Annotated in this window: 19 protein-coding genes; 6 read left to right on the forward strand and 13 right to left on the reverse strand. The window is 40.4% G+C overall.

The features are described 5' to 3' along the window. Window positions 1-231: 231 nt before the first annotated feature. Entirely contained in the window at window positions 232-1,821 is a 1,590-nt protein-coding gene (locus ICL16_RS15215) for a hypothetical protein (protein ID WP_190829148.1), read from the reverse strand. Between the two features lie 334 nt (window positions 1,822-2,155). Between ICL16_RS15215 and ICL16_RS15220 the strand changes: the two genes are divergently transcribed. Next, the gene (locus ICL16_RS15220) at window positions 2,156-3,097 is read left to right on the forward strand and encodes an N-acetylmuramoyl-L-alanine amidase (RefSeq protein ID WP_190829150.1); all 942 of its coding nucleotides are present in this window, start codon (window positions 2,156-2,158) and stop codon (window positions 3,095-3,097) included. A 56-nt stretch (window positions 3,098-3,153) separates the two neighbouring features. Here ICL16_RS15220 and ICL16_RS15225 read toward each other — a convergent pair whose 3' ends face one another. Beyond that, window positions 3,154-4,131, reverse strand: coding sequence for a CHAD domain-containing protein (locus ICL16_RS15225; RefSeq protein WP_190829152.1), 978 nt, complete (start codon window positions 4,129-4,131; stop codon window positions 3,154-3,156). 348 nt (window positions 4,132-4,479) lie between these two features. Between ICL16_RS15225 and ICL16_RS15230 the strand changes: the two genes are divergently transcribed. Continuing rightward, window positions 4,480-5,532 carry a DUF3616 domain-containing protein gene (locus ICL16_RS15230; protein ID WP_190829278.1) on the forward strand — a complete coding sequence of 351 codons (1,053 nt, stop codon included), beginning with the start codon at window positions 4,480-4,482 and terminating at the stop codon, window positions 5,530-5,532. Here ICL16_RS15230 and ICL16_RS15235 read toward each other — a convergent pair whose 3' ends face one another. After that, complete coding sequence (locus ICL16_RS15235; RefSeq protein ID WP_190829154.1) at window positions 5,533-5,937, reverse strand: NIL domain-containing protein; 405 nt, start codon at window positions 5,935-5,937, stop codon at window positions 5,533-5,535. Window positions 5,938-6,013: 76 nt separating this feature from the next. On the opposite strand from ICL16_RS15235, the gene ICL16_RS15240 reads away from it, so the two are divergent. Together ICL16_RS15240 and ICL16_RS15245 are read left to right on the forward strand one after the other, a co-directional pair. Continuing rightward, window positions 6,014-6,604: a thioredoxin family protein gene (locus ICL16_RS15240; RefSeq protein WP_190829156.1), complete on the forward strand. Its 591-nt coding sequence runs from the start codon at window positions 6,014-6,016 to the stop codon at window positions 6,602-6,604. Between the two features lie 78 nt (window positions 6,605-6,682). Next, complete coding sequence (locus ICL16_RS15245; protein WP_190829158.1) at window positions 6,683-12,091, forward strand: trifunctional serine/threonine-protein kinase/ATP-binding protein/sensor histidine kinase; 5,409 nt, start codon at window positions 6,683-6,685, stop codon at window positions 12,089-12,091. A 29-nt stretch (window positions 12,092-12,120) separates the two neighbouring features. On the opposite strand, the gene ICL16_RS15250 is transcribed toward ICL16_RS15245, so the two are convergent. Then, window positions 12,121-12,354 carry a DUF6737 family protein gene (locus ICL16_RS15250; RefSeq protein WP_190829160.1) on the reverse strand — a complete coding sequence of 78 codons (234 nt, stop codon included), beginning with the start codon at window positions 12,352-12,354 and terminating at the stop codon, window positions 12,121-12,123. Between the two features lie 3 nt (window positions 12,355-12,357). Further along, window positions 12,358-12,993 (reverse strand): Uma2 family endonuclease, encoded by a 636-nt coding sequence (locus tag ICL16_RS15255; RefSeq protein WP_190829162.1) that lies wholly within the window; start codon window positions 12,991-12,993, stop codon window positions 12,358-12,360. Between the two features lie 209 nt (window positions 12,994-13,202). On the opposite strand from ICL16_RS15255, the gene ICL16_RS15260 reads away from it, so the two are divergent. Beyond that, window positions 13,203-15,053, forward strand: a complete 1,851-nt coding sequence (locus ICL16_RS15260; protein ID WP_190829164.1) for an alkaline phosphatase family protein — start codon at window positions 13,203-13,205, stop codon at window positions 15,051-15,053. Window positions 15,054-15,162: 109 nt separating this feature from the next. Here the strand turns inward: ICL16_RS15260 and ICL16_RS15265 are convergent, their stop codons facing one another. Both ICL16_RS15265 and ICL16_RS15270 read right to left on the reverse strand, forming a co-directional pair. Then, a complete protein-coding gene (locus ICL16_RS15265; RefSeq protein WP_190829166.1) occupies window positions 15,163-15,630 on the reverse strand; it encodes a BON domain-containing protein in 468 nt (155 codons plus the stop codon). Window positions 15,631-15,727: 97 nt separating this feature from the next. Next, a complete protein-coding gene (locus ICL16_RS15270) occupies window positions 15,728-16,399 on the reverse strand; it encodes a general stress protein (protein WP_190829168.1) in 672 nt (223 codons plus the stop codon). 305 nt (window positions 16,400-16,704) lie between these two features. Here ICL16_RS15270 and ICL16_RS15275 point away from each other — a divergent pair, with 305 nt between their 5' ends. Then, window positions 16,705-18,150 (forward strand): HAMP domain-containing histidine kinase, encoded by a 1,446-nt coding sequence (locus tag ICL16_RS15275; RefSeq protein WP_190829170.1) that lies wholly within the window; start codon window positions 16,705-16,707, stop codon window positions 18,148-18,150. Here the strand turns inward: ICL16_RS15275 and ICL16_RS15280 are convergent. From ICL16_RS15280 to fcmB, 6 genes are all read right to left on the reverse strand, one after another. Continuing rightward, window positions 18,126-18,917: an SAM hydrolase/SAM-dependent halogenase family protein gene (locus tag ICL16_RS15280; protein ID WP_190829172.1), complete on the reverse strand. Its 792-nt coding sequence runs from the start codon at window positions 18,915-18,917 to the stop codon at window positions 18,126-18,128. The two genes, ICL16_RS15275 and ICL16_RS15280, sit on opposite strands and share 25 nt — an antisense overlap. Window positions 18,918-18,991: 74 nt before the next feature. Next, window positions 18,992-20,371: a DICT sensory domain-containing protein gene (locus ICL16_RS15285; RefSeq protein WP_190829174.1), complete on the reverse strand. Its 1,380-nt coding sequence runs from the start codon at window positions 20,369-20,371 to the stop codon at window positions 18,992-18,994. Between the two features lie 112 nt (window positions 20,372-20,483). Then, window positions 20,484-21,989 (reverse strand): UDP-N-acetylmuramoyl-L-alanyl-D-glutamate--2,6-diaminopimelate ligase, encoded by a 1,506-nt coding sequence (locus tag ICL16_RS15290; RefSeq protein WP_190829176.1) that lies wholly within the window; start codon window positions 21,987-21,989, stop codon window positions 20,484-20,486. 63 nt (window positions 21,990-22,052) lie between these two features. Further along, a complete protein-coding gene (locus ICL16_RS15295; protein WP_190829178.1) occupies window positions 22,053-22,370 on the reverse strand; it encodes a glutaredoxin family protein in 318 nt (105 codons plus the stop codon). A gap of 96 nt (window positions 22,371-22,466) precedes the next feature. Further along, window positions 22,467-22,967 (reverse strand): filament morphology membrane protein FcmC, encoded by a 501-nt coding sequence (fcmC, locus tag ICL16_RS15300; RefSeq protein ID WP_190829180.1) that lies wholly within the window; start codon window positions 22,965-22,967, stop codon window positions 22,467-22,469. A gap of 5 nt (window positions 22,968-22,972) precedes the next feature. Then, window positions 22,973-24,124 carry a filament morphology actin-like protein FcmB gene (gene fcmB, locus ICL16_RS15305; protein WP_190829182.1) on the reverse strand — a complete coding sequence of 384 codons (1,152 nt, stop codon included), beginning with the start codon at window positions 24,122-24,124 and terminating at the stop codon, window positions 22,973-22,975. Window positions 24,125-24,243 lie beyond the last annotated feature (119 nt).

The following is a 24,243-nucleotide window of genomic DNA, read 5'->3' on the forward strand; positions in this document are numbered from 1 at the left end:
TAGAAAACTGTTATTACAGCTAACTAGTATGAGTTTCTTTAATTATGACAGTTCAATTACTGGCGAATAGTACCCACAAGGGTACTTTTTTTTGATTTTGTAGAAAGTTGAATTTAAATCAGAATGTCCCCCCAAGGATCAGAGAGTTGGGGGGATATGCAAAAACTAATAACACTAACCGAAACCGACTTTCTTTACCAAAGTGGCATCAAAATTCCAAATCTACAATCGTTAATAGCTTCTTTTTAACATCTGACTCATGATATTAAAATACTTGTCAATTCCCCCAATTAAATCGAGAATACTGGCAACATTGCGGGGAGGGTTTTTAATTAAGGTATCTTCAGCAATTAAACGGTGAAAATCTACTTTTATTTCTCCTGTACGCTCATTTTGACTTTCATCATAAAATTTCACCCCGGCTAATTGCATAATCTTAATAATCTCTTGAGCAATAATGCCATAGCCAATAGTCGAAGGATGAATGCCATCTAGGGAAAATAAACCGCCTTGTGTGCGCCCCTGTGGCTCGGCTCGATAAAAACGAGAGTCAGGTACTGGTGTTAGAGCTTGTAATTCTGGTGGTAACTTGTAGGCTCCGCCAACTTCTTCCCACCAATTTGGTTGGGCGGTAGGATCTTCTATGTACCGTCTTGAAGCTAATCGATCCAGTAATCCAGCAGTTTCAAATAAATACCAATCTCTACCTTCACTACGCGCTTGTCGTACAGCATCAGTTATGTAGTCATTGTACTGGTCAATGGCACTATCAATCGATCTTGCTTCCAGTTCTGTGAGGTGCGCGTGTTTATCTGGGTTAAAGTCTTCATCTTTAATCCAAGGTAAAGTATAGTAAGGAAAAAATCGAGAACCCTGTCTCACCTTACTACGTACACCACGGGCAAATGGAACGATAGTAATGTGAGGCACTGTACCGAAAATTACATGACGAGCGCGGATTTTCTTCACTTCCGCAACGAGCAAGTCTAGTTCCGCTTTAAAATGAATGGGACGCCAAACAGTGTAGCGATCATTTACGTTCATATCATCATAACCAACATCGCTCCAAGAGACATTAAATGTGAGAATACTACCTAAAGCATTATTCGCACCAATCAGTACAATGAGCGTTTCAATTCCTTCTGCTCCTAATGCTGCGGCTGCTTGTAATGGAGTCAGAGCCTTACCATTAGCATCCCTAGCTGAATTTAAAGCTCTAATTGCCGATCGCTCATTATGATATTCAACCACTTGTCTGAGAAAATCATCTTTGGACGGATTCTGCCTAATCACATCTAGACAAATATCTGCATTGCGTGACAGAGTATTACGCAAATCCCAACCATATACTGCCAAGTTATGATTTATCTCTCTTTGCGTTGCATAGAAAGATTCACTCCGCTCCCAATAATCCTCAATTGTGTCCAAATGGTTACGTAAATACAGCAAAGCTGGCAGTAGATTTAATAAGTTTATACTATCCCCAAACTCCTCTTGTAAGTCCAAAGCCAAACGCTCTATATTTAGAGGTAATCCATCTTTTGGTCCATTATAAGTGGGATAACGCAGTCCATCCCAACCCAAGGTGCGAGCGATGATGGCTGGATATGATAGTCGTGTATTAAAAATTGCTCCACTTTGGTAACCATGTGTAATGGAATCACCAATGGTAACTAGACGATTTGGGGGATTTCCTTCCTTGACAATGTTTACAGGAATACCCAGAGTAGGATCTGTAACTGGTTTTCGTGCTTCTGTGTGGACTTCTACATCTGATGGTGTCTTGCGATCGCGTAAAGAAGCCGGAGCCTGATTAGTCATAGTATACCTTTTTTAGCGTAAGTGATGCTCTATATACTTTACAACTAGAAGCTCTGCATTAACTTTGGGTGATTGCCATAAAATCGACGTGATGTATCGCGTCGATTCTCGCCAATTTTTATTAATAATATTTTTTTAATATTTTTTGACTCTGGACACTTAATCAACCATATTCTATCATAGAAAAACTGCAAAGTTGATTTGTCCAGATACTGATATTGTGGACGTGAGCAGTCCTAAATGATTGAGCTTGATTTAGGACAGTTGACAGCCCAAACAAACTGTTGACAGTGCCATAGAGTTTCTACAATATCAATAAATTGAGGTGCATCACATGAGATTTGGTATTGACATCGGACATAATTGTCCTCCTGACACTGGAGCACCAGGTTTAAAACTAGAGGATGAACTAACTCTAGATGTGGGAAATAGAGTGATATCAAAGTTGACGCAATTGAAACATGAAGTAATAGAATGTAAACCAAAAAATGCAAATTCAGTACGTGAATCTTTGTCAAAAAGATGCTTCAATGCTAATGCTGCTAAAGTAGATATTTATGTATCCATTCATTTTAACGCCTTCAATTGGCAGGCGAATGGTACAGAAATATATGCGGTTAGTGATGAAGGTAGAAAAATAGCATCTCCGGTATTAGATGAAATTGTCAAGCTAGGATTCTTCAACCGTGGTGTGAAGAGTGGAACTCATTTATATGTGCTTAGAAACACAGACATGCCAGCGATTCTAATTGAATGTTGTTTCTGTGATTCGCAAAAAGATATGAATATTTTGGATCATGAAGCAATGGCAAATGCTATTGTTAAAGGACTAACAGGTGAAATACCATCTCCTGGAGTTAATCCTGTACCAGACGAAGAACAGAATGTAGATACTACTATTCTTAGATTGCAAAAGGCTTTAAATCAACTGAGAATAACAGACCAAGATGGTAAAACCTTAGAAGAAGATAACAAAATTGATGCAGTGACACAATCTGTACTCTTAAAATTTCAGAAAATTGTGGGAATTCAACCAACTGGAATTATCGGTGACAGTACTTGGAAGGTGATAAACTTAATTTTAGCTAAACGCATTATAAGACCAAACCACGCGGGTGGGCCAGTAGTCAGATACATACAACATCGTGTAGGTACTGAGATAGATGGTGTTTACGGTACGCAGACAGAAAAGGCGATTAAGAATTTTCAAAGGCAAAATAATTTAGTTGATGATGGAATTATCGGTCCTCTTGCTTGGGAAAAATTAATTGGTTAGCATTTATTATCTTCTCAGGAGGGTTTAGCTCTAAACAGAGCTACCCTCATGTTTCCTCAAATGGGGTGCAGAAGTGTTAAATGAAATCTGTGCCGTGTTTCATGATTCATATAGCGCTGCTGCAAAGGTTGCCACTGCTGCCACGACTCGTAACGATTGGATGCTAATAAAGTAGCCAAAGTAGGAAGCTGAGAGTGAATGTTGGAATCAAGCGCATCTGCAAGCCACTGTGTTAAAACAGCACTATCTTGTATCGAACCCAAAATTTCTTGGATATTTTTCACTTCTGTAACATAAGCTTTGAAAGACTCGGCGTAGGAGTCAGTAAATAACTCCATTTGATAGCGTAGGCGTTTGGCTTGTTTACGCAAATCATGCAGAGTTTCTCCAGTTTCTGTCAATTCATGCTCAATCTTGTGAGCTTCCCAATCTGTGGGAATCACAATTTCTGAATCTTCTATTAGGGTTCCCACTAACCAACCTGGATGTAATAAGAAGCTACTTACTTCAGGCAAAAGTAAATCTGGTAGCACTTCTTGAATTGGCACAGATGCTAGAGGTTGATAACTTGGTTCCTCTAACCATTCCTTAAATTCCTGTTTTAAAGATTTGTAACGTTCCTCTTTGAATATTTCCCTCACACGTAAGAGCGCATCTTCACGTTGTTTATCCAAAACATCCAAAGCTTTTTGCAACAGTTTCTGTTCTTTACCTGGTAAATTTGGTTGATATCGGTTTTGTAAAGTTTCTTGAAGAACATCTAAATCGCGGAGATTACCTAAACAACGGGCAATTTTACCGATATTTTTCTCGCTTACTGACTTAGGTAAATCTATAGCTGGAGCAAACCTGCTGACAGCAGTGCGTAGACGACGCAACCCTACCCGCATTTGATGCAACGCTTCTGGATCTTTATCTTTCTTTACATCTGTTTCCCATTTCAGGGTTTTCTTAAAATGTTTTTGTAACGCTTGGTGAGCGTAGTTGCCTAAGGTTTCCACCGTGTAAACTCGCGGTTTTGTTGCTAACGTCATGATATTTGACACACCTGAATTCTAATGTTTATTTCTTTGTAGTTATTGAATATTAGCATTAGATAAAAATTATCATCTCTATTTTAAATATTTTTTTTTGTTATATTTATGTCAAGAAAATATTCTTATTACTAATGATTGATTAAATTTTCTATACAATCAATAGAAATAAAAATTGAATGTTTTTACCTTTAGAAAATTGATTGACGACTATCGCAAGTTTATTTGATGTAAGCTCATGAGCTAAGAAATCAATAGTTAACAATTTTAACTAGATATTTACAAATTTTTCAAGACTGCGATATAACTCTAAATAGCATAATTAACTTTTTCTGGTGGTGATTTATCATACACAATTCTGACTTGCTTAATCAAATTTTACTTAATTTTGCCGATAGTTTTCATAAACACAGGCAAGATTTATCAACTGTGCTACTAACTGCTCATGGGCAGTTGTGGTTGGGTTCAGATGAAACTTCAACGATTGAAAATCTTTCTTTTACGGAAGAAAAATCTTTTTTAGAACATCGTCAATATAGGGTAGCAGAATTTATCAGTTTACCAGCGCCAGAAGATCAAGAGATTGATATTGAAGGGCTAGCTTATGCTGATCATTACTTGTGGTTAGTGGGTTCTCATAGTTACAAACGGAAAAAACCTAAAGCAAAAAAAAGTGATGAAGAAAATTTTCAAAGACTAACTGAAATTAGCTCGGAACCAAATAGGTATATTTTAGGACGTATTCCTTTAGTTGAAGGTAAATTACTATCTTCTTGTCCACATCCTGATGATTCTAGTATACACCTAACTGCTGCTAAACTGGAGATAACTCAACAAGGTAATTTGTTAACGGCAGCTTTAGCAAGCGATCGCCACTTGGGCTTGTTTGTCAAAGCAGGAATCCCAGGTAAAGAGAATGGCTTTGATATTGAAGGGTTAGCGATCAACCAAAAACGCATTTTTTTAGGTTTGCGCGGTCCGGTGTTACGCGGTTGGGCTATAATGCTGGAAATAGAGTTAGAAGATTCTACTACCGGATTGCAACTGCGGGAACTAGGACAAGAGGGACTATACAAAAAGCATTTTATCTTCTTAAATGGGTTGGGTATTCGGGATTTATGCTTTGATGGTGAAGATTTGTTAATTCTGGCTGGACCGACAATGGATTTAGATGGTCCTGTACAAGTTTATCGTTTGCAAGGGGGTGTGACAGCAAAGAATTTCCATTACCCTGAACTTGTGCTGGATATTCCTTTTGGAAATAGAGAGGAACATGCGGAGGGAATTACTTTATTTAATGACATAGCTGGAATACCTTCTGTATTGGTAGTTTACGACTCTCCGGCAAAGACTAGGTTGGTTGGTGATGCTGGTGTGTTAGCAGATGTATTTAGACTCTAACTAAAGATTAGTGGAGATTGCTTGTAAGGGGCAGGTGGGGATACACTGTTCGCAGACTATACATCGTGAACGGTTGAATGTTAACTTGTAAGTTTGCGCGTCAAGATTTAAAGCTTCTGTAGGACAAACTCCAGTACACAAACCACAGTGAACACACAAGTCTTCATCTATAATTATCTCTCCTAAAGCTTGGGAGACAGTAATGTTTTGCTCGCGCATCCACTCTACTGCTGCTTCCAACTCATCTATATCCCCCGACAATTCTAGTACTAGCTTGCCGATTTGATTTGGGGCGACTTGGGCGCGGATAATATTTGCTGCCACATTAAAGTCTCTTGCCAATCGGTAGGTGACTGGCATTTGTACGGTACGTTTGGGGAAAGTTAGGGTTACTCTTTTTTTCACGTCTCCATTGTAGCTTCGCTTTCCCAAAAAATGCTACTTATAAAAGCATCACGTCGTGTTACACATAATCTTCGCTATGGATACCAATTCACCTGAATCACAGGTTACATCTGTTGAATCAAATTTAGGGAAGCGATGGAGAAACTTCTTAATTGTAATGGTAGCAATTGTTTTGAGCGTTGCTTTAGTCTTCGGACTGCGTACTGAAACAACAGACGTATCCCTGGCTCAGTTAGATCAAGAGTCTACACCGCTAGAAGTAGCATTGAGCAACGGTAAACCATCGTTAATGGAATTCTATGCTAACTGGTGTACTGTCTGCCAGAAAATGGCACCAGATATTGCTGAGTTAGAAAAACAGTACACTGACAAAGTTAATTTTGTCATGCTCAACGTAGATAATACCAAGTGGCTGCCAGAAATGCTCAGGTATCGAGTAGACGGCATTCCCCATTTTGTGTTTTTAGATAAAGATGGGAAATCTCTAGCACAGGCGATCGGCGATCAACCTCGTACTATTATGGCAAATAATCTAGAAGCCTTAGTTGCGGGTGCATCTTTGCCTTATGCCCAAGCTAGTGGACAAGTTTCTAAATTCTCTGCACCAGTTGCACCAACGAATAATCAAGACGATCCCCGCAGTCATGGTAGTCAGGTTGTGAATTAAATAGTACAGACGCCCCGGCGGAGCGTCTGTACAAAAAATGGGAACAATATATTTTGAACCACTATTAATCTTGAACATATGGTAGCTTCTTTCAGCAGCATTCCCGGTTATAGTTGTAGCGAGTTGCTTTACGAAGGTTTGAGAACTCTTGTCTATCGAGGACATCGCTTGAGCGATCGCTTGAGCGTAGCAATCAAGCTGCTGAAAAATCCCTACCCTAGTTTTACCGAATTAGTGCAGTTTCGTAATCAGTACACCATTGCCAAAAATTTAGACATACCAGGGGTTATCCGCCCTTACTGTTTGGAACCCTACCACAATGGTTATGCTTTGGTAATGGAAGATTTTGGCGGTATCTCACTGCGTGAGTATATTCATACATATAGTTTTGATGTATGGCAATTTTTACATGTCGCCCTTCAACTCACAAATATTTTGGATGGACTTTACCGTCAAAAAGTTATCCATAAAGATATCAAACCCGCAAATATTCTCATACACCCAGAAAGCCTGCAAGTAAAACTCATTGACTTTAGTATTTCTTCGTTGTTACCCAGAGAAACCCAAGAAATACATCATCTTAATGTTTTGGAAGGTACATTAGCTTACTTATCACCAGAACAAACGGGTAGGATGAATCGCTTAATTGATTACCGTACAGATTTTTACTCGGTGGGTGTAACTTTCTACGAGTTATTAACGAGAAGATTACCCTTTGAAGTTGATGAGCCGATGGAACTAGTACATTGTCATATTGCCCAATATCCACTTTTAGTGAATGAAATCAACTCAGAAATTCCCCCAGTACTGTCGCAAATTGTGGAAAAATTGATGGCAAAGAACGCAGAAGATCGCTATCAAAGTGCTTTGGGGTTAAAGTATGATTTGGAGCAGTGTTTAGCTCAGTTGCAACAAACTGGTAAAATTGAACTGTGGAAAATTGGACAAAGAGATATATGCGATCGCTTCTCGATCCCAGAAAAACTTTACGGGCGGCAAGCGGAAGTGGAAACTTTACTCGCCGCTTTTGAACGAGTAAGTGTTGGTGCGAGGGAATTAATTTTAGTAGCCGGATTTTCGGGCATTGGAAAAACAGCAGTAGTTAACGAACTCCACAAACCAATTGTCCGTCAAAGAGGTTATTTTATTAAAGGTAAATTTGATCAATTAGGGCGTAATATTCCTTTATCAGCATTTGTTCAAGCTTTTCGGGATTTGATTGGGCAATTACTCACCCAAAGCGATTACCAACTGTCACAGTGGAAAACAAAAATACTTGATGCTTTGGGTGAAAACGCTCAAGTAATTATTGAAGTAATTCCCGAATTAGAGTCTATCATTGGACAACAACCTTCAGTCTTAGAACTTTCTGGTAATTCAGCGCAAAATCGCTTTAATTTGTTATTCCAAAAGTTTATTCAAGTTTTTGCCACTATTGAGCATCCGTTAGTTATTTTTGTGGATGATTTGCAGTGGGCTGATTTAGCGTCGTTAAATTTGATGCAATTTCTACTTAGTGAATCATCTACGAGTTATCTATTAATCATTGGTGCTTATCGAGATAACGAAGTAGAGACGTTCCATGATACGTCTCTACATCCGCTGAAGGTAACACTAAATGAATTTCAGAAAAATCAAATCATCTTTAACAAAATTACTCTGTCACCGTTAAATGAAAATCATCTTAATCAGTTAATTGCCGATACGCTCAGTTGTACAACTGACATTGCATTACCTTTAACACAGTTAGTATATCAAAAAACTCAGGGAAATCCTTTCTTTAGTAACCAATTTCTCAAAGCTTTGTATGATGATGGGTTAATTACTTTTAATTCCACCTCCCTGATAAAGGGGGAACAGAGGGGGGTGGGATGGCAGTGTGATATCGCTCAAGTTAAAGTGCAAGCTTTAACTGATGATGTTGTTGAGTTTATGGCGCTACAATTGCAGAAGTTGCCTGACTCAACTCAAAATGTGTTGAAGTTAGCGGCTTGTATTGGCAATCAGTTTGATTTAGTAACATTGGCTGTTGTTTGTGAAGAATCGCCAACAGAAACTGCTGCTTCTTTATGGAAGGCATTGGAAGAAGGTTTGATTTTACCTAGTAGTGAAGTTTATAAGTTTTATCAAGAAGATGGGGGGCAATGGGGAATCGGAGTAATTAACAATGCCCAATACCCAAATTACAAATTCCTTCATGACAGAGTGCAACAAGCTGCATATTCATTAATTTTAAGTGAACATAAGCCAGCAGTTCATTTAAAAATTGGTAGATTGCTGCTGAAAGCTGCTACCAATCGTGATGATAGTATATTTGAAATTGTCGGGCATTTAAATCGGGGAATTAACTTAATTTTTCAACCACAAGAACGAGAACAACTTGCTCAACTTAACCTTTTATCAGGGCAGAAAGCTAAAGCGGCGATCGCTTATACATCAGCATTAGAATATCTTCAGATTGCCGTGAGTTTACTCAAGCCAAATGCATGGGAAAGTCAGTACATTTTGACTTTGAATATTTATGAGGAGTTAGTAAATTTAGCTTATTTAAATGGAAATTTTGAACAGATGGAAATGTTTTCAAGCATTGTTTTACAACAAGCTAAAACTCTGCTTGAGCGCATTAAAGTATATGAATTAAAAATTCAAGCCTATGCAATTGGGCAGAAATTTGCCCAGGCTATACAAGTGGCGCGAGAGGTATTGCAGCTATTAGAAATTAATCTTCCTCATACACTGACGCCAAAAGATAATCATCAAGCTATACAAGAAATCACCTCAATTTTTCACAGTAAAAACTTGGTAGAACTAACCAATCTACCAGTAATGACACAACCAGAAAAACTAGCAGCAGTAAGAATATTATCGAGTGTGGCAACTTCCGTATATCTTGGACAGCAGGATTTATATCCATTCATTGTTTTACAGCAGATTAAACTGTCATTTGATTATGGCTTCACACCTAGTTCTGCATATGCATACTCATGCTATGGACTAATTATGATTGGTTGTACAAATGATTACAATAATGGCTTCATAGCTGCTAATTTAGCTCTAAATTTGCTGGAAAAGTTTCCTACTAAAGAATTTACAGCTAAAGTCATAACAATAGCATATGTTTCCAGTAAATGTTGGAAACAACATATTAGAGATGGAATGAAACCTTTATTACATGGTTATCAAGTTGGTAGAGAAACAGGAGATTTAGAATTTGCAGCTTACTGTGTTTTTCACTATGGCGCTACATCATATTTGTGTGGGCTAGAACTAAATAATCTCTACAAAGAAATGAAATTATATTATGATGCAAGCAGAGAGCTAAAACAACAGACATCTCTCAACTATCAACAACTTTATCTTCAAGCTGTTATACATTTATTAGGAAAAGAATATAATAGGGATGTGAATGAAGTAAACCAAGAGGCAATACATTCTCTTTTCCTCAAAGCTAACGATCAATTTGGTCTTTGTATCTTATATACTCTGAAGCTAATAGAAGCTTATACCTTTGCCAATTTTGCATTAGCCCTAAGATATGCGCAGGAAGTAGAAAAATATCCCGATGGTATGTCAGGGTACTATCTACTTGCCATCTTTAATTTTTATAGCTCTTTAACTTATTTAGCTAACGCTCAAAAAGATACCAGCTTACTTCATGTCAAAGCTAATCAAGAACAAATGAAAATCTGGGCAAATCATGCGCCAATGAATTTTCTACATAAATTTTACCTGGTTGAAGCAGAAAAGCATCGCGTATTGGGACAAAGAGCCGAGGCAATCGAATTATATGATCGCGCTATTACTCTGGCTAAAGAAAATGAATATATCAATGAACAAGCCCTCGCCAATGAGTTAGCTGCTAGATTTTATCTAGAGTGGGGTAAAGAAAAAATTGCCCAAGTTTACATAATTGAAGCATATTACTGCTACGCCCGTTGGAGTGCAAAAGCTAAAACCTCGGAGCTAGAAAAACGTTACCCGCAATTACTACAACCTATACTGCAACAACAAGTACTGACTTTTAATAGCTTAGAAACTATCTCTACCCAATCTACCCAAACAACGCACACTACCTCCACTAACGTTGAACTAAAAGAAGCTTTGGATTTTGCTACCATCCTGAAAGCATCTCAAGCTCTTTCTGGGGAAATTTATTTAGATAAGCTGTTGATTAGTTTACTCAATGTTGCGATCGTTAATGCTGGAGCTAGTAAATGTGTTTTGATGTTGTTATGGGATAATAACTTACGGGTAGAAGCAGTTGCTCAACTAGGGCAAGAGCCAATTGTTTTACAAGCCCTGCCTGTTGATGACTGTTTGGATGTTCCTGTCAACTTAATTTACACCGTTAAACGCAGTTGGCAACCAGTAGTCATCAACGATGCCAGAAAAGAGGTAATGGTAACTGATTACATCATCCAAAACCAACCCAAAAGCTTATTATGTATCCCCATTATTAATCAGGGTAAACTACTGGGAATTTTGTATCTAGAAAATAACTTGACTACCGGAGCGTTTACAAAGGAGCGGGTTGAAGTGCTTAATCTTCTTTGTACTCAAGCTGCTATTTCTCTAGAAAACGCTAAACTATATCAAAAAACACACAGTTACGCGCAACAGCTAGAACAATCTCTACAAAACTTGCAACAAGCACAAACTCAGTTAGTACAAAGCGAGAAAATGTCCTCCCTGGGTAACTTAGTTGCAGGTGTTGCCCATGAAGTTAATAACCCCATCGCATTTCTCAAAGGAAGCTTAAACAACGTCGAAGATTACGTCAAAGATTTACTGGGTTATCTACAATGCGTGGAGCATCACCATCCCCAGCTAGCATCGGCTGTCACTGACTACGCCGAAGAGATTGATTTAAAGTTCCTTACAGACGACTTACCCAAATTAATTACTTCCATGAAAGGTGCAACGGAACGCATTAAAGATATTAGCACCAGCCTGCGCACTTTTTCTCGAGCAGACACATCGGAAAAAGTTACTGGCAATATCCATGAAGGTATTGATAGTACCCTGCTGATTCTCAAGTATCGTCTCAAAGCTAACGAATATCGTCCCGCAATTGAAGTAGTCAAAGCTTACGGAAAACTACCATTAGTAAAATGCTTTTTAGGACAACTTAATCAGGTATTTATGAATATTTTAGCCAATGCTATTGATGCCATTGATGAAGAATCTCAAAAGTACTCTTTTGATGAATTAAAAGCAAATCCCAAGCAAATCACTATTCAAACAGAGGTTTTGCCATCATCTCATACCGCTGTGATTAAAATTAAAGATAATGGTCCTGGTATGTCACAAGCAGTTCTCGCAAAAATTTTTAACCACTTATTTACTACCAAAAGTGTTGGTAAAGGAACAGGATTAGGGCTAGCGATCGCTCGTCAAATTGTCGAGGAAACCCACGGTGGTAAACTGAGTTGCAATTCTATATTAACACAAGGAACCGAATTTACGATCCACCTACCCCTGTTGTAGAGACGCCCCACCGGGGCGTCTCTACACATTTATTGCGAATCGTAAGAATCTAAAACACCACTACGCACAATCAGTTGAGGCCAAATTAACAAGAAAAAGCCCATCCACGTTAATATAGGTATAGAGACAAGAATAGTTAACCAAACAATTTTAAATATTAACCAGCTACCAGTAATTATAGTAACACCAGTGAGTAGAATAGACCAAGGTTGACACCACCAAGGTTTATACTTCCAAGGACTTGTGGGTTTTTGTTCAGACATTTTTTAATCCTTTGACAAACGTTGGCGCAACTCTCGCACAGCAATTCCAGTCCCCTTTTCGCTTGCGGCTTCCAAACATTGAAATGCGAGCGTTTGCAAATCAATACCTGGAAAGTACCGACTGACAGTTTGTGGTTGGTATTCAGTTTCTTGTAAGCCGTAGATTTTTAGCTGGTTTCTTTTCAACAACCAAACCTCTGGCACTTTATAAGGAAAGTAATCGTTTACATCTGTGTAGGTTGTCACATCGATTTCAATCACTAAATCGGGGGATGCATCGATGCCCCATTGTAATCTATCTCGCCCAACAACCGATCGCCAGTTATCGATGTAGAAGCAGTAGTCTGGCTCAATTCCCCCGAATTCTGGTAAATCCATCGTGATGGGTGTGAATGCTTCGTAGTTGCGATTTTGAGAATCGAGCAATGCTTTCACTACATCAGCTAGAATATTGGCATCTCGTCCGTGTTTAGGCAGAGGAGACATTAGTAGAATTTCTCCTAAACGGTACTTAATTCTGGGAATGGAGGAATCTCCCCGGCTTTTACATAAGATTTGATAATTTTGCCAGGAACTTGGCATCCGCACAACAGTTCCCGGTGGTAGCTGAATTTTTTCTGGCGAGATAAGGGCATACATGGAAATAAATTTATACTCTCAGCTTGCTGGGATGAGAAGGGAATTTAAGTTACCTTAAACTGAATTATATGTCAAGATTTTCAGCCCTGCACTATTGTAAGATGGAAAGCAGTGCGTCAGTCTAAAAGATATAACATACAAGCTCAGTAAATTTCCGAAACTAGGGATTACAATCTTGTTGTCCTATATGTCCTAATACACGAGGGTGTATGCGGTTATTTAGACTTAAACGCCGCTGGTTTCTTCTATCGTTATGTGTCATTTCAGTTATTGTCGCTTGTCAGGCAGCTCCTGAAAGACGTACACAGCAAATTACGCAACACAATGCTATTATCTTTGTGGCAGATGGGTTGCGTCCAACTTCGATTAATCCGAAAGATACTCCAGCTTTGAACGAGATTCGCGAACGGGGAGTAAAATTTTCCAATAGTCACTCTCTGTTTCCTACCTTCACTACCGCCAATGCATCTGCGATCGCTACCGGTCATTATTTAGGAGATACTGGTGACTTTAGTAATACTATCAAAGTTAATGCTCCTGTTAAAACTGCTAAAAACAGCTTAGTTCCCTACTTAGAGAACAATTTAGTTCTTCGAGAAGTAAACCGACAGTTTGGTGCTAACTATCTCAATGAAGAAAGTCTACTGGCAATTGCCCGAAAAGCAGGTTTCAGCACGGCGGCTGTGGGAAAAATTGGTCCTGTCTTCATTCAAGATATTACTCAAGACAAGGGTGAAGCAAGCATTATTTTTGATGACTCCACTGGTACAGATAAAGGAATTCCCTTGAGTCAAGAAGTTACTGAGCTACTTAGTAAGAATTCTCTCCCAAAAGCTACTCCATCACGGGGAGACAATGGCAAAGCAGGCGATAGCAAAACACCAGGTACTAAAGTTGCCAATGTTGAACAGCAACAGTATTTTGCTGATGCCACTACTAAAGTAATTTTGCCCCTATTTCAAAAACGGCAAAAACCTTTTGTCTTAGTATACTGGTCCCGCGATCCAGATGGAACTCAGCACAGCCACGGCGATAGCCTCAACCAACTAGTTCCTGGTATTAACGGTCCTACTACTCTAGCAGCACGCAAGAATGTAGACAAGAACTTGGCGCAAATTCGCACTGCACTTTCAGATTTGGGCTTACAAGAGACTACCAATATCTTTGTTGTCTCGGATCACGGTTTCTCAACTATCAGTAAAGAAAGCAAAACTAGTTATGCGGCAACGCTTTCTTACCCAGATGTACCCAAAGGTTTCCTCCCAGTTGGGTTTGTGGCAATTGATATAGCACAGGAATTGCAACTGCCTCTGTTCGATCCAGATAACAACAATGTTTTAATTGATCCAACTAAGGGGCAATCTTCTCGAAATAATATCATTGCCAAAGACCCCAAAAACCCAGATATAACCGTAGCTGGTAATGGCGGTTCTGATTTGATTTATTTGCGTAACGCCGTAAATAAAAAAGAAATTGCCAACAGAATAGTAGATTTGCTGCTGAAGCAGGATTATGTAAGTGGTATATTTGTGGATGAGTCTTTGGGTAAAATTCCTGGGACTTTACCTATAGAGGCGATCGCACTTCGGGGAGCTGCACGTACTCCCACACCCTCAATTATGGTTAACTTTCGCTCCTTTGACACGGGTTGCGGTATTCCTACAGCATGTGGTGTAGAAATATCGGATACGACTTTACAGCAAGGGCAAGGTATGCATGGTAGCTTTAGTCGTGCTGACACCTACAATACAATGGCAGCAATTGGTCCCGATTTTAAACAGGACTATGAAGATTTAATGCCTGCAAGTAATGCTGATGTTCCAAGAACTATAGCAAAGATACTCAATCTCAAGTTATCGCCTCGGGGTAAACTAGTAGGTCGAGTCTTAGATGAAGCGCTTAAAGGTGGACCCGATAGCTTCAATCATAAATCTTTTACGCTTAAGTCTCCTCCTGCTGATAACGGTTTAACCACAGTTCTCAAGTATCAAACAGTAGGCAAAACGCGCTACTTTGATACTGCTGGGTTTCCTGGTCGTACTCTAGGATTATCTACATAAAAATCAACAGTTTAGTCGGTTTTAACCTACTTGAGCTATAAGCCTAGAACTAAAGTTCTAGGCTGCTTGCGGAAGAACGAAAGATACCTGCCCAAGGCATTGATATTTTCTACTGTGCCTTGTTTGTTGCTGGAGCTACTTTTACAGCAACCTTTACTCCTTTAACTCCTTTAATCTCTTGAGCTAAAGTAGGAATCTTATTAAGTTGCTCTTGTGTGGGTACTGTTCCACCGATAGTCACAGTACCTTCTTTTGACGCAACTGTTAACTGACTAGCTGGTAAATTTGCTTCTAACTTCGAGCGAACTTCACTTTGCAAATCAGCATCAGCTCGATCAGTATCACCACCAGTAGCATCGTTACGTTGCTCACGAGCGCGAATATCAGAATTTAATTGATCTCTACGAACTTCGCTGGTAGCATCGCTTTGTGATTTTTCCGCAGTTTCTTTTGTTGGTGCGTTAACGGTTTCAGTTGTACTGCTGGGAGCGTCACTACTGGTTTTCGATTCGGTTTGGCAACCAGCCGCACCTACAACCAAAACACCACTAATTAGTAAGGGAATAAGCTTTTTCATTTTCATTCTCCAGTAGAATATTTGTTGAAAACGGTTAATTTGTGTGTAAGGTTGAGGAGCGAATGTTGAATGCTGCTATCTATTGACAAACAAAACTTTATATGGTGTGTGTACGCCGATCTACAACAACAACCTGATCTTTGGGAATAGTTTCAGGAGCGGAACTGACAGGTTCTACATAATCGGTTTGATTTGAAGCTACACCAGGTGCGTTGTAGATACCAAATTCTTGGATACCCCTGCCTGTGAGAATATTTTCGGCACGACGGATATCGTCATCGGTTCCATCGACAATCACTAGATAATCACCACTAGAGACGCGATCGCTGTAAACTCTAGCTCTTTCTTCAGGAATACCCAAACCAACTAGCCCGCCTAACAAACCACCAGTGGCAGCTCCAATGCCAGCACCAACTGCGGCTGTAGCTAGAGTAGATGCTACCTCACCTGCGAGCAAAATGGGTCCCACACCAGGAATTGCTAAAGTACCTAAACCTACTAGTAATCCTGTGAGTCCGCCTAAAACAGTACCTGTAACTGCTCCTTTGGCAGCTCCTTCATCTGCTTTATTCCCTACATGTTCCTGTGTTTGCGCACCGGCAATATCACCATAGTGATCGCCATCTTTGGCTATTACAGAAACCTTATTCATATTGAATCCTGCATCTCTAAGTTCAGTAAGTGCATACTCTGCATCACTGCGGCTAGAGAACACACCTACTGCTCGTTGATGTCCACGTAGCTCATTTAAAGGTTTGCTGAAAGCCATTGTTTATCCTCCATAAACAATCAAAAAGCACAGAAATAATTTTTTTTAGTGCTTTTTGCTTTATTTGCGCTTATATATATGTTTTCCCTTATTTTTCTGTTTTTTCCATCATCCAGAGGTTTAAACTATTTATCTGCCAATGGATGGGTTATTAGATGTATGAACGATGATGTAACGTCTCCATAGCAGAGGAAATTGCGCTTTTTGTTGTTCGGTTCTACGACTTTCATAAAACCACAAATACCGATAACCTCATAGGTAGTAGTTCAATGCTTGCATAAAGCGAATTTAAGGGGTGGAAACTTGTGTACGAATGGATATTACCTAGTGTCTGGGAAATTTTAGCTTTTCATCAGTCTACTGTGGCTGAGTGTTCATCTGCTAAAGCGGAACAGCAATGGCGTGTGAGCGTCGCAGCAATAGAACAACTGTTACTAAATACTTTAGCAGATGCATCTCCTGACGCCACACAAGGATTAGTTTTAGCAGCCCCAGCACCAGTATTGAGCAATTTCAACCTGACGCAAAGCTTGCAGACAGTAACTTTTACAAATCAGCCATTTAATCCTTTGGCGCTGATGCCATTTGAGATGCCAACTGATGTGACTGTCGCAAATCAATGCGCCGCTTCTGAGTTAGTATTACCGTTATTGAAACAAGATCCGTTGGTAAGAGAGCAGTTTTGCTTAATTTTTACTACGAAATTTAGATTAGTGCTAGTTTTAGCAGAAGACAACAATGGTCATAAAAAGTTTTCTTTTTCCTTTGAGCCAGAAGTAGTTGAACAGACGTGGCGATCGCTCGGTGCGCGAGTCATACTAAGTAATCCAGATTTATTTACCAAACTGGAACAATCAGTACAAAAGTATGCTCCCGTAACACCAGATTACCGCATAGTCATGAAATTTAGCCAGTTGTTGCTTCAGGAATTACCAGAAGAAGCATCAGAAGGACAAAGTGATGCGGTACATAAGACTGAGAATCCCCAATCCCCAATTCCCAATCCCCAATCTCCAATCCCCGATGTAGAATTGCTGCAAGCCTTTGCTCATGAAGTGCGCACTCCTCTTTCCACAATTCGCACCATCACTCGTTTATTACTCAAGCGGCGCGACTTACCTGCAAACGTAATTAAGCGCTTGGAGATGATCGATCATGAGTGTACAGAGCAAATTGATCGTATGGAATTGCTATTTAGAGCCGCAGAACTGGAAACATCCCGTGCTGTAAAATGTACAAGCACTCAATTAACAGCAATGTCTCTTGATCAAGTCTTACAGCAAAGCATTCCACGTTGGCAACAAGCCGCAACTCGGCGTAATTTAAATCTAGATGTTGTTTTACCTCAACAATTACCAACAGTTGTGAGTAATCCTAACATGTTAGACCGAGCGCTCACTGGTTTAATTGAGAACTTTACCCGTAGTTTGCCCTCAGGTAGCCATATTCAAGTCAAGGTCATACCTGCGGGCAGTCAACTCAAGTTACAATTACTGACTAAACTCCAATCTCAAGGTGAAACACATGCTACAACAGCACAATGTTATCCACCTATTCGTAAAGCTCTTGGCCATTTGCTCACATTTCAACCAGAAACGGGTACGATTGGTTTAAATTTTGCTGCCACCAAGCATCTGTTTCAAGCAATTGGCGGCAAACTTACTGTCAAAGAACGTCCTTTAAGTGGGGAAATTTTAACAATTTACCTACCATTGGAAGTTAATCATCAACCAATCGGAGTAACTACTTGATTGACTCGCGGTTTGCCAAAACGTTCCCAAGCATTGCCACCCCGCAGAAATAGTTCCATCCAACGAACTGACTTAGAACCATCAGCTCTCGACCAACCGGAACTGCCAGGAGAAAAAGCTAAAGTTCCTTCTGGAACTCTAAAACTACCATCTGAGTATACAGCATCGCTGACAACATCCCCAACGCGAATCACAATCTTTTCTTCGGGTTTCAAGTTCACAGTATCTGCCGGAATGGTTGTTTTGATATTACCGTACCCATCAATCCAAGCGACTCGGTCGTAAGGTGGATTGGGAATATCGCTATCTTCTAAAACTTCACCTAACAAGCTCAAATCACCCTGAGCAATCTGAATCGCCGCACTAGGAAAAACATCACGAGAGCGAAATTGCGATCCGCCCCTAGATACCTTGACAATATGCATAATTTGTGCATATTCTTTGATAAAAGAAAGAGTATAACCAGCGTTAACACCTACCACCTTAACGTTACCAGGTAGCAAAGCGTATGTTAATCCTTCACCTTCATTATCCTTTCGCGGTTTTTTGTCATCTTGACGGGGTGCGCAGTTATGATAAATTAAATACTCTTTTGGTCCAGGGTTAAGACCAAGTTGAGCAATCCAAAAACCTGTAGCTAAGGTGCTAAAGGCTGGTACTGAAAGTGAATTGATTTGCGCATTGGGCAATCCCATCAATAAACGTTGTTGAACCTCAGCAAAAGCCGCGTCCGCATTACCGTAGTCTGCAATTAGATTGATAAACATTGTTTGTTGCTAATTGTTAATTTCTCAATTGCTAATTGTGAGATTGCTAATTGTTAACTGTCAACTGATTGATTTTAATTTTCTCGGGCTATAGCCAACTGTACTGTAAAGGTAGAACCTTCAAATTGCTTACTTTTAACAGAAATAGAGCCGCCACTACGCCCAAGTAACTGCTGTATAATAGTTAAACCCAAACCCGCACCACCGGGATCAACCTTGGCGACAGGACGTACACGGTAAAAACGCTCAAAAATTTTGGTAATTTCGCTTTCCGCTATACCAATACCAGTGTCACGGAATTCCAGTTGGACATAATCACTTTGAACACTAGCACGTACCCACACTTGTCCACCATTTTCGGTAAACTTAATGCTATTGGAAAGCAAATGAATGACAATCTGCTTGATCCCGCCACTGACACACCATACAGCAGGGAGTTCCGTGGGTACAGTGTAAGCTAACATGATGCCTTTTTCTTGCGCTAGAGGTTGGTAGGTACTCACTACTCCAGGTACAATATCACATAAGTGTACTGACTCTAAACTCATCTTTTCTAGATTACTTTCTAATTGGACTAACTCCAATACCCCATTAATCAAAGAATTTTGGCGAGCGCACTCTAGTTTGATCATCTGGAGATAACGTTGGCGTTGAGGAATTTTTAAATTAGGGGAGTCCAGTATACTCAAAGCTGTCTTAATATGAGTCAGAGGGATACGCACTTCTTGACACAGATTGTTCAGGTATTCATCTTTAAGTTGCAAAAAGTTTTGTAATTTTTGATTTTGCTGTTGTACTTTAGCCAAACGATTTGCTACCTTTTGGCGATTAATTTCATCTTGTCGTTGCAGTTGTGTGAGCAAAAGATGACTTAATGTTTTTGATTCTGGTGCTGGGGGACAAATAAAATTAACAGGTAACGAGGATAATTGAGGTAAGATAGACTGTTTAATGCCATCAAACACTCGTTGAATGACTCTGCCCTCAAAAGTAGTAATCAAGAATAGAGATTTATTTTGCTTTTGAGTACTTGACAAATCACGTTTTTTTTGCTTTCTTTGCGGTTTATAAGCCAATATTAAACTGCAAAACTGCGGTGACAAAATCATCACAAAGTATTCCCGTCGTAGCAGGCTATCTGGTGGGAATTGTACTTGGATAGAAGTGGGAGTGTGAGGGAGTGTCCCGACTCCCATCGCTTCAAAGTAGCAGGTATAGGTAGCATCAGATACTCCTAGTAAGGTTTGATACCGTTGGATTTCTGATTGCCAAATTTTGCCTGGAGGAAGTTTTACCCATAAACTAGCTAAAATCTGCTGTTCGATGAGTAAGTCGATTTGCGCCCGAAGTTGCGACAGCAAAGCAGCACAACTGAGTGGCAATGAAGAAGGAGGTGCTTGTACACCCATTGCCAACTGGTAAACTGACAGTTCCCGAGCCAAAGAAAAATGCATGAGTTAGGCGTTCTGAGGCAAAATAAAAAGGAATTTTGAATTGCTAATCGCTAATGGTTAATTGTTAATTGTTCTATTAACCATAAACCATTAGCCATTAGCCAGTCTTCCATTAACTTGTTTTTTTAACTCTTTGTTTTAAAGCATCTTGTGCATGTTCTCGGTCATCAAAATGAATTTTTTCTGTGCCGAGAATTTGGTAGTCTTCGTGACCTTTGCCAGCTAGCAAGACACCATCTCCTGGTTGTGCTTGCAAAATAGCGGTACGAATAGCAGTAGCCCTATCACATATTACTACTGGACTTGCCGTTTCTGGAATTCCTGTTAAAATATCTTGTAAAATTCTTTGTGGGTCTTCAGTGCGCGGATTATCAGATGTCACAAAAGCTGTATCTGATAACTCAGCCGCTATTTTACCCATTTTCGGACGCTTAGTGCGATCGCGATCGCCACCGCAGCCAAAAACACAAATCATCTTCCCAGGAATAAACGGACGTGCAGCTTTGAGTAAATTTTCTAAACTATCTGGCGTGTGAGCATAATCCACAATCACACTAATATCTTGCTCAGGACTAACTTGTACCCGTTCCATCCGTCCAGGTACTCCTGTAAAATCACTTAAAGTCTTTGTTACCAAATGTAAATCTAATCCTAAATGTAAAACCGCTCCCACAGCAGCCAACAAATTTTCCAGATTATATTGACCAACTAAAGGCGATCGAAAAGCAACATCACCCTTTGGTGTATGCAACATCCCACTAACACCATTAGGCTCATAATTCAAATCACTCATCCACAAATCAGCCGTGGAATCATGAACACTATAACTCCAAACCCGTTCTGAATCTACCAGAGCAATTAATCGCTGACCGTAAGAATCATCTAAATTAACAATCGCACGTCCCCTAAGATAATTAGAACCAAACAACAAAGCCTTAGCCGCAAAATAATCTTCCATATCGTGATGGAAATCGAGATGATCTTGGGTAAGATTAGTAAACACAGCCACCTCAAACTGACAACCCAAAACTCGTCCCTGAGCCAAAGCGTGAGAACTAACTTCCATCACCCCAAACTCATTACCAGCATCCACAGCAGCAGCCAACTGCTGTTGTAACTCCACAGCAAAAGGCGTAGTATGGACAGCAGTTTGCACAAAACCCTGCCAACGAGTATAAAGCGTACCCATTAAAAGCGTAGGCAAATGAGCTTGAACAAGAAAATACTCAATCAAATGAGTAGTAGTAGTCTTCCCATTCGTACCAGTCACACCCACCAACTTGAGCTTTCGTCCGGGATAGCCATAAAAACAAGCAGCTAATTGCCCACAAGCCTCAACCATATTAGCAGCAGTGATAAGATAGGGAACCCCCCCAGACGACGGGGGATGTTTTTGCGCCGCACTAGGAGAAACAATTGCCGCAATCGCACCAAGAGCGATCGCACTCTCCCAAAAATCCCCACCATCAACCCTTGTTCCCGGCATCCCAATAAACAAATCACCCGCACCGCACGCATGAGAATTAGTCTTCAAACCCAAAACATCAGCATCCAGAGCCGGATGCTCAGACAAACCCCCAACACCATCAACCACCGCCAACAAATCCCGCAACTTCATCTTAATTCACCCACAAACTATCTTCGGCTTATTCTGCACCATGTATCTTGTTTTTACAAACAGCTAAACATACTTCCGGAGCATTTGCTCCAACTGTTGCACAGTAGCACGAGGAGACGGACGAGGCAAAAGCTCCTCTCTTACCTTGGCGTCTTCTCTTCGAGACGCTGCGCGTTCGCGAAGCGTCCCGAAGGGAAGGCGGTCCAAAAAAACCACCGGCACCTCATACTGATAAACCTCAAACCAATCCGCCCTAGTCGTAATATCCCGAACCTCCAACTCCAAACCAGCAAAAACCCCCCTCTCCACAATCTCCATCAACTTCTCCTGCAAACCCTCACACAAATGACAACCAGGCTTACTGTATAAAACCAATCGCATAGAACATCCAAATAGACTTAACAAATATTAAACCTCCTTAATAGAAATTTCCATTAAGGAGGCAGTACAGCAGCAAAAAATTAAACTCTGGTTTCCTTAGAAATCATCCAGATACTGACTAAGGCGACTAATAACGGGATCATCTTCAACAGGATAGCTAGCAGTCGCATTCACAAAAGTAGGAGTAGTATTAACCACTTCTCTTGTTGGTACTGATGGCGTTGGAGACTGACTGACAGAGGACTGATTGACAATAATAGCCAACTGTGCTACCTGTTGACTTAGTTGTAGCAGATGACTTTCAATCGTCTCCAACCGATGAGATTCTTTAGCAAAAAAACGTTCCTCAAGGTCAGTGATTTGACTTTTTAGTGCGGCAATTTGTTGTTCCATCCCTGATGTTGCTGCTGGTTTTGGGGTAGGTTTTACAGATTCCGGTACGCACAAAGACTGCCACAAGGCTTCTTTACACAGATCGCTAAAAGTCTTGTCTGGATCTTTCTCCAAATAGCTCTCGACGAGAGCTAACAAGCTTTCATCAGCAACACCTGGATCGAACGTAACGGATTTCACTACCTTTTTTGACCATTGGAACATTTGCTTTATGACCTAGCAGAGCGACTGGCAGATAACTGTGCCTCTCCATAAATATACTGCCCTAAGGCGTTAGCTTGGCGAGATGGTGCAGCTAAGTGAGCGTTAATCTTCGCCTCTTTGAGTAGACGTTGAACATCTTCCCAAAAGAACTCTCCACCGCCTCCAGTAAGAATTACGTCAGTGACACGTTCTGGCAGCCATGCTAGCACACGGCTACAAATTTCACGAGAAAACATTTCTATGAGGTTGGGGAGAAAATCATCTAGGTTGGTGGGTTTGGAAGCGCCTTTGGGACGGTAGTAGCGATCGCCTTTAGCTCTGTTTACAGTTGCAATCAAAGACAGAGACTGACTATCTGCGCCCTCAATTTCGGCTGCCACTAGTTCATAGAACTTGCTCATACCAAAGTCATCACTCTTAGAAGCACCTCGTGCAAAGCGGAAGTTATCCACCATGAGGCAATCAGTAGTTTGGTGTCCGATATCGACAATTGCCACCGACACTTTAGTAAAATCGGGCATCACCGCGCCTTTTTTTGGTTGGGCTTCACACCACAGTAAGCTGCCATAGCCTTCTGGCATCACCCAAACCTTGCTAATGTTAATTGTCACAGGTTCGCCACGAAAGTTCATAACGTGGGGACCACTTAATTGGCTAATTAGTTGTGCTTTTTCTTTTTCAAATTGTTCTTGAGAAAGATAAGGCAGCCCGAGAATTACGGATATTTCATCTTTTAGCTTAAAGTAGCCGGCACAAGCTAACGTTTTTACTAGTGCCGACTCTACTTTTGATTGCCCCACTCCTAAGTTTGCCCCAAAATCTGCAGCTAGTTGACCAACTGCATAGCCACTGCCTTGATACTCTAGCCACAAATCCATTAATGGATCGGTTGCGCGGGCTTCAAAAACACCTCCCCGCACTTTTTCCATTGACATTTGCTGGACGTTTGCCGAAATGAACATCACGTTATTCGGTTCGCGGCTAACGCAAGTCTTTGTCGAAGTTCTACCTAAGTCAACACTGAGAATCTTCTTCCCGGATACGTTACTACTAGGCTGAGTAGGAGGAGTAGCATTAATTGGAGTAGATGCCGAAACTCTATTCATTGGTATAGCTGCGGCATTCATGGGGGTAGCGGCGGTAGGTTGGTCTGTCATTTAAGCTCCTAGTACAAGCAATCGCTTTTACAAGTTATCATGCTCATCTTACAAAAATGCGTGTATCAGAAATTATTAGTTACGTCAACTGCATTCATAAATTTAGCTAAGATTACTTA

Origin of the sequence: Iningainema tapete BLCC-T55 (genome assembly GCF_014698965.1) — a bacterium.
GTDB classification, from domain to species: Bacteria; Cyanobacteriota; Cyanobacteriia; order Cyanobacteriales; family Nostocaceae; genus Iningainema; species Iningainema tapete.

Bases quoted from the DNA above. Each gene is read 5' to 3' on its own strand.
- ICL16_RS15215 (WP_190829148.1), bottom strand. From the start codon at position 1,821: ATGACTAATCAGGCTCCGGCTTCTTTACGCGATCGCAAGACACCATCA.
- ICL16_RS15220 (WP_190829150.1), top strand. From the start codon at position 2,156: ATGAGATTTGGTATTGACATCGGACATAATTGTCCTCCTGACACTGGA.
- ICL16_RS15225 (WP_190829152.1), bottom strand. From the start codon at position 4,131: ATGACGTTAGCAACAAAACCGCGAGTTTACACGGTGGAAACCTTAGGC.
- ICL16_RS15240 (WP_190829156.1), top strand. From the start codon at position 6,014: ATGGATACCAATTCACCTGAATCACAGGTTACATCTGTTGAATCAAAT.
- ICL16_RS15245 (WP_190829158.1), top strand. From the start codon at position 6,683: ATGGTAGCTTCTTTCAGCAGCATTCCCGGTTATAGTTGTAGCGAGTTG.
- ICL16_RS15250 (WP_190829160.1), bottom strand. From the start codon at position 12,354: ATGTCTGAACAAAAACCCACAAGTCCTTGGAAGTATAAACCTTGGTGG.
- ICL16_RS15255 (WP_190829162.1), bottom strand. From the start codon at position 12,993: ATGTATGCCCTTATCTCGCCAGAAAAAATTCAGCTACCACCGGGAACT.
- ICL16_RS15260 (WP_190829164.1), top strand. From the start codon at position 13,203: ATGCGGTTATTTAGACTTAAACGCCGCTGGTTTCTTCTATCGTTATGT.
- ICL16_RS15265 (WP_190829166.1), bottom strand. From the start codon at position 15,630: ATGAAAAAGCTTATTCCCTTACTAATTAGTGGTGTTTTGGTTGTAGGT.
- ICL16_RS15270 (WP_190829168.1), bottom strand. From the start codon at position 16,399: ATGGCTTTCAGCAAACCTTTAAATGAGCTACGTGGACATCAACGAGCA.
- ICL16_RS15280 (WP_190829172.1), bottom strand. From the start codon at position 18,917: ATGTTTATCAATCTAATTGCAGACTACGGTAATGCGGACGCGGCTTTT.
- ICL16_RS15285 (WP_190829174.1), bottom strand. From the start codon at position 20,371: ATGCATTTTTCTTTGGCTCGGGAACTGTCAGTTTACCAGTTGGCAATG.
- ICL16_RS15290 (WP_190829176.1), bottom strand. From the start codon at position 21,989: ATGAAGTTGCGGGATTTGTTGGCGGTGGTTGATGGTGTTGGGGGTTTG.
- ICL16_RS15295 (WP_190829178.1), bottom strand. From the start codon at position 22,370: ATGCGATTGGTTTTATACAGTAAGCCTGGTTGTCATTTGTGTGAGGGT.
- fcmC (WP_190829180.1), bottom strand. From the start codon at position 22,967: ATGTTCCAATGGTCAAAAAAGGTAGTGAAATCCGTTACGTTCGATCCA.
- fcmB (WP_190829182.1), bottom strand. From the start codon at position 24,124: ATGACAGACCAACCTACCGCCGCTACCCCCATGAATGCCGCAGCTATA.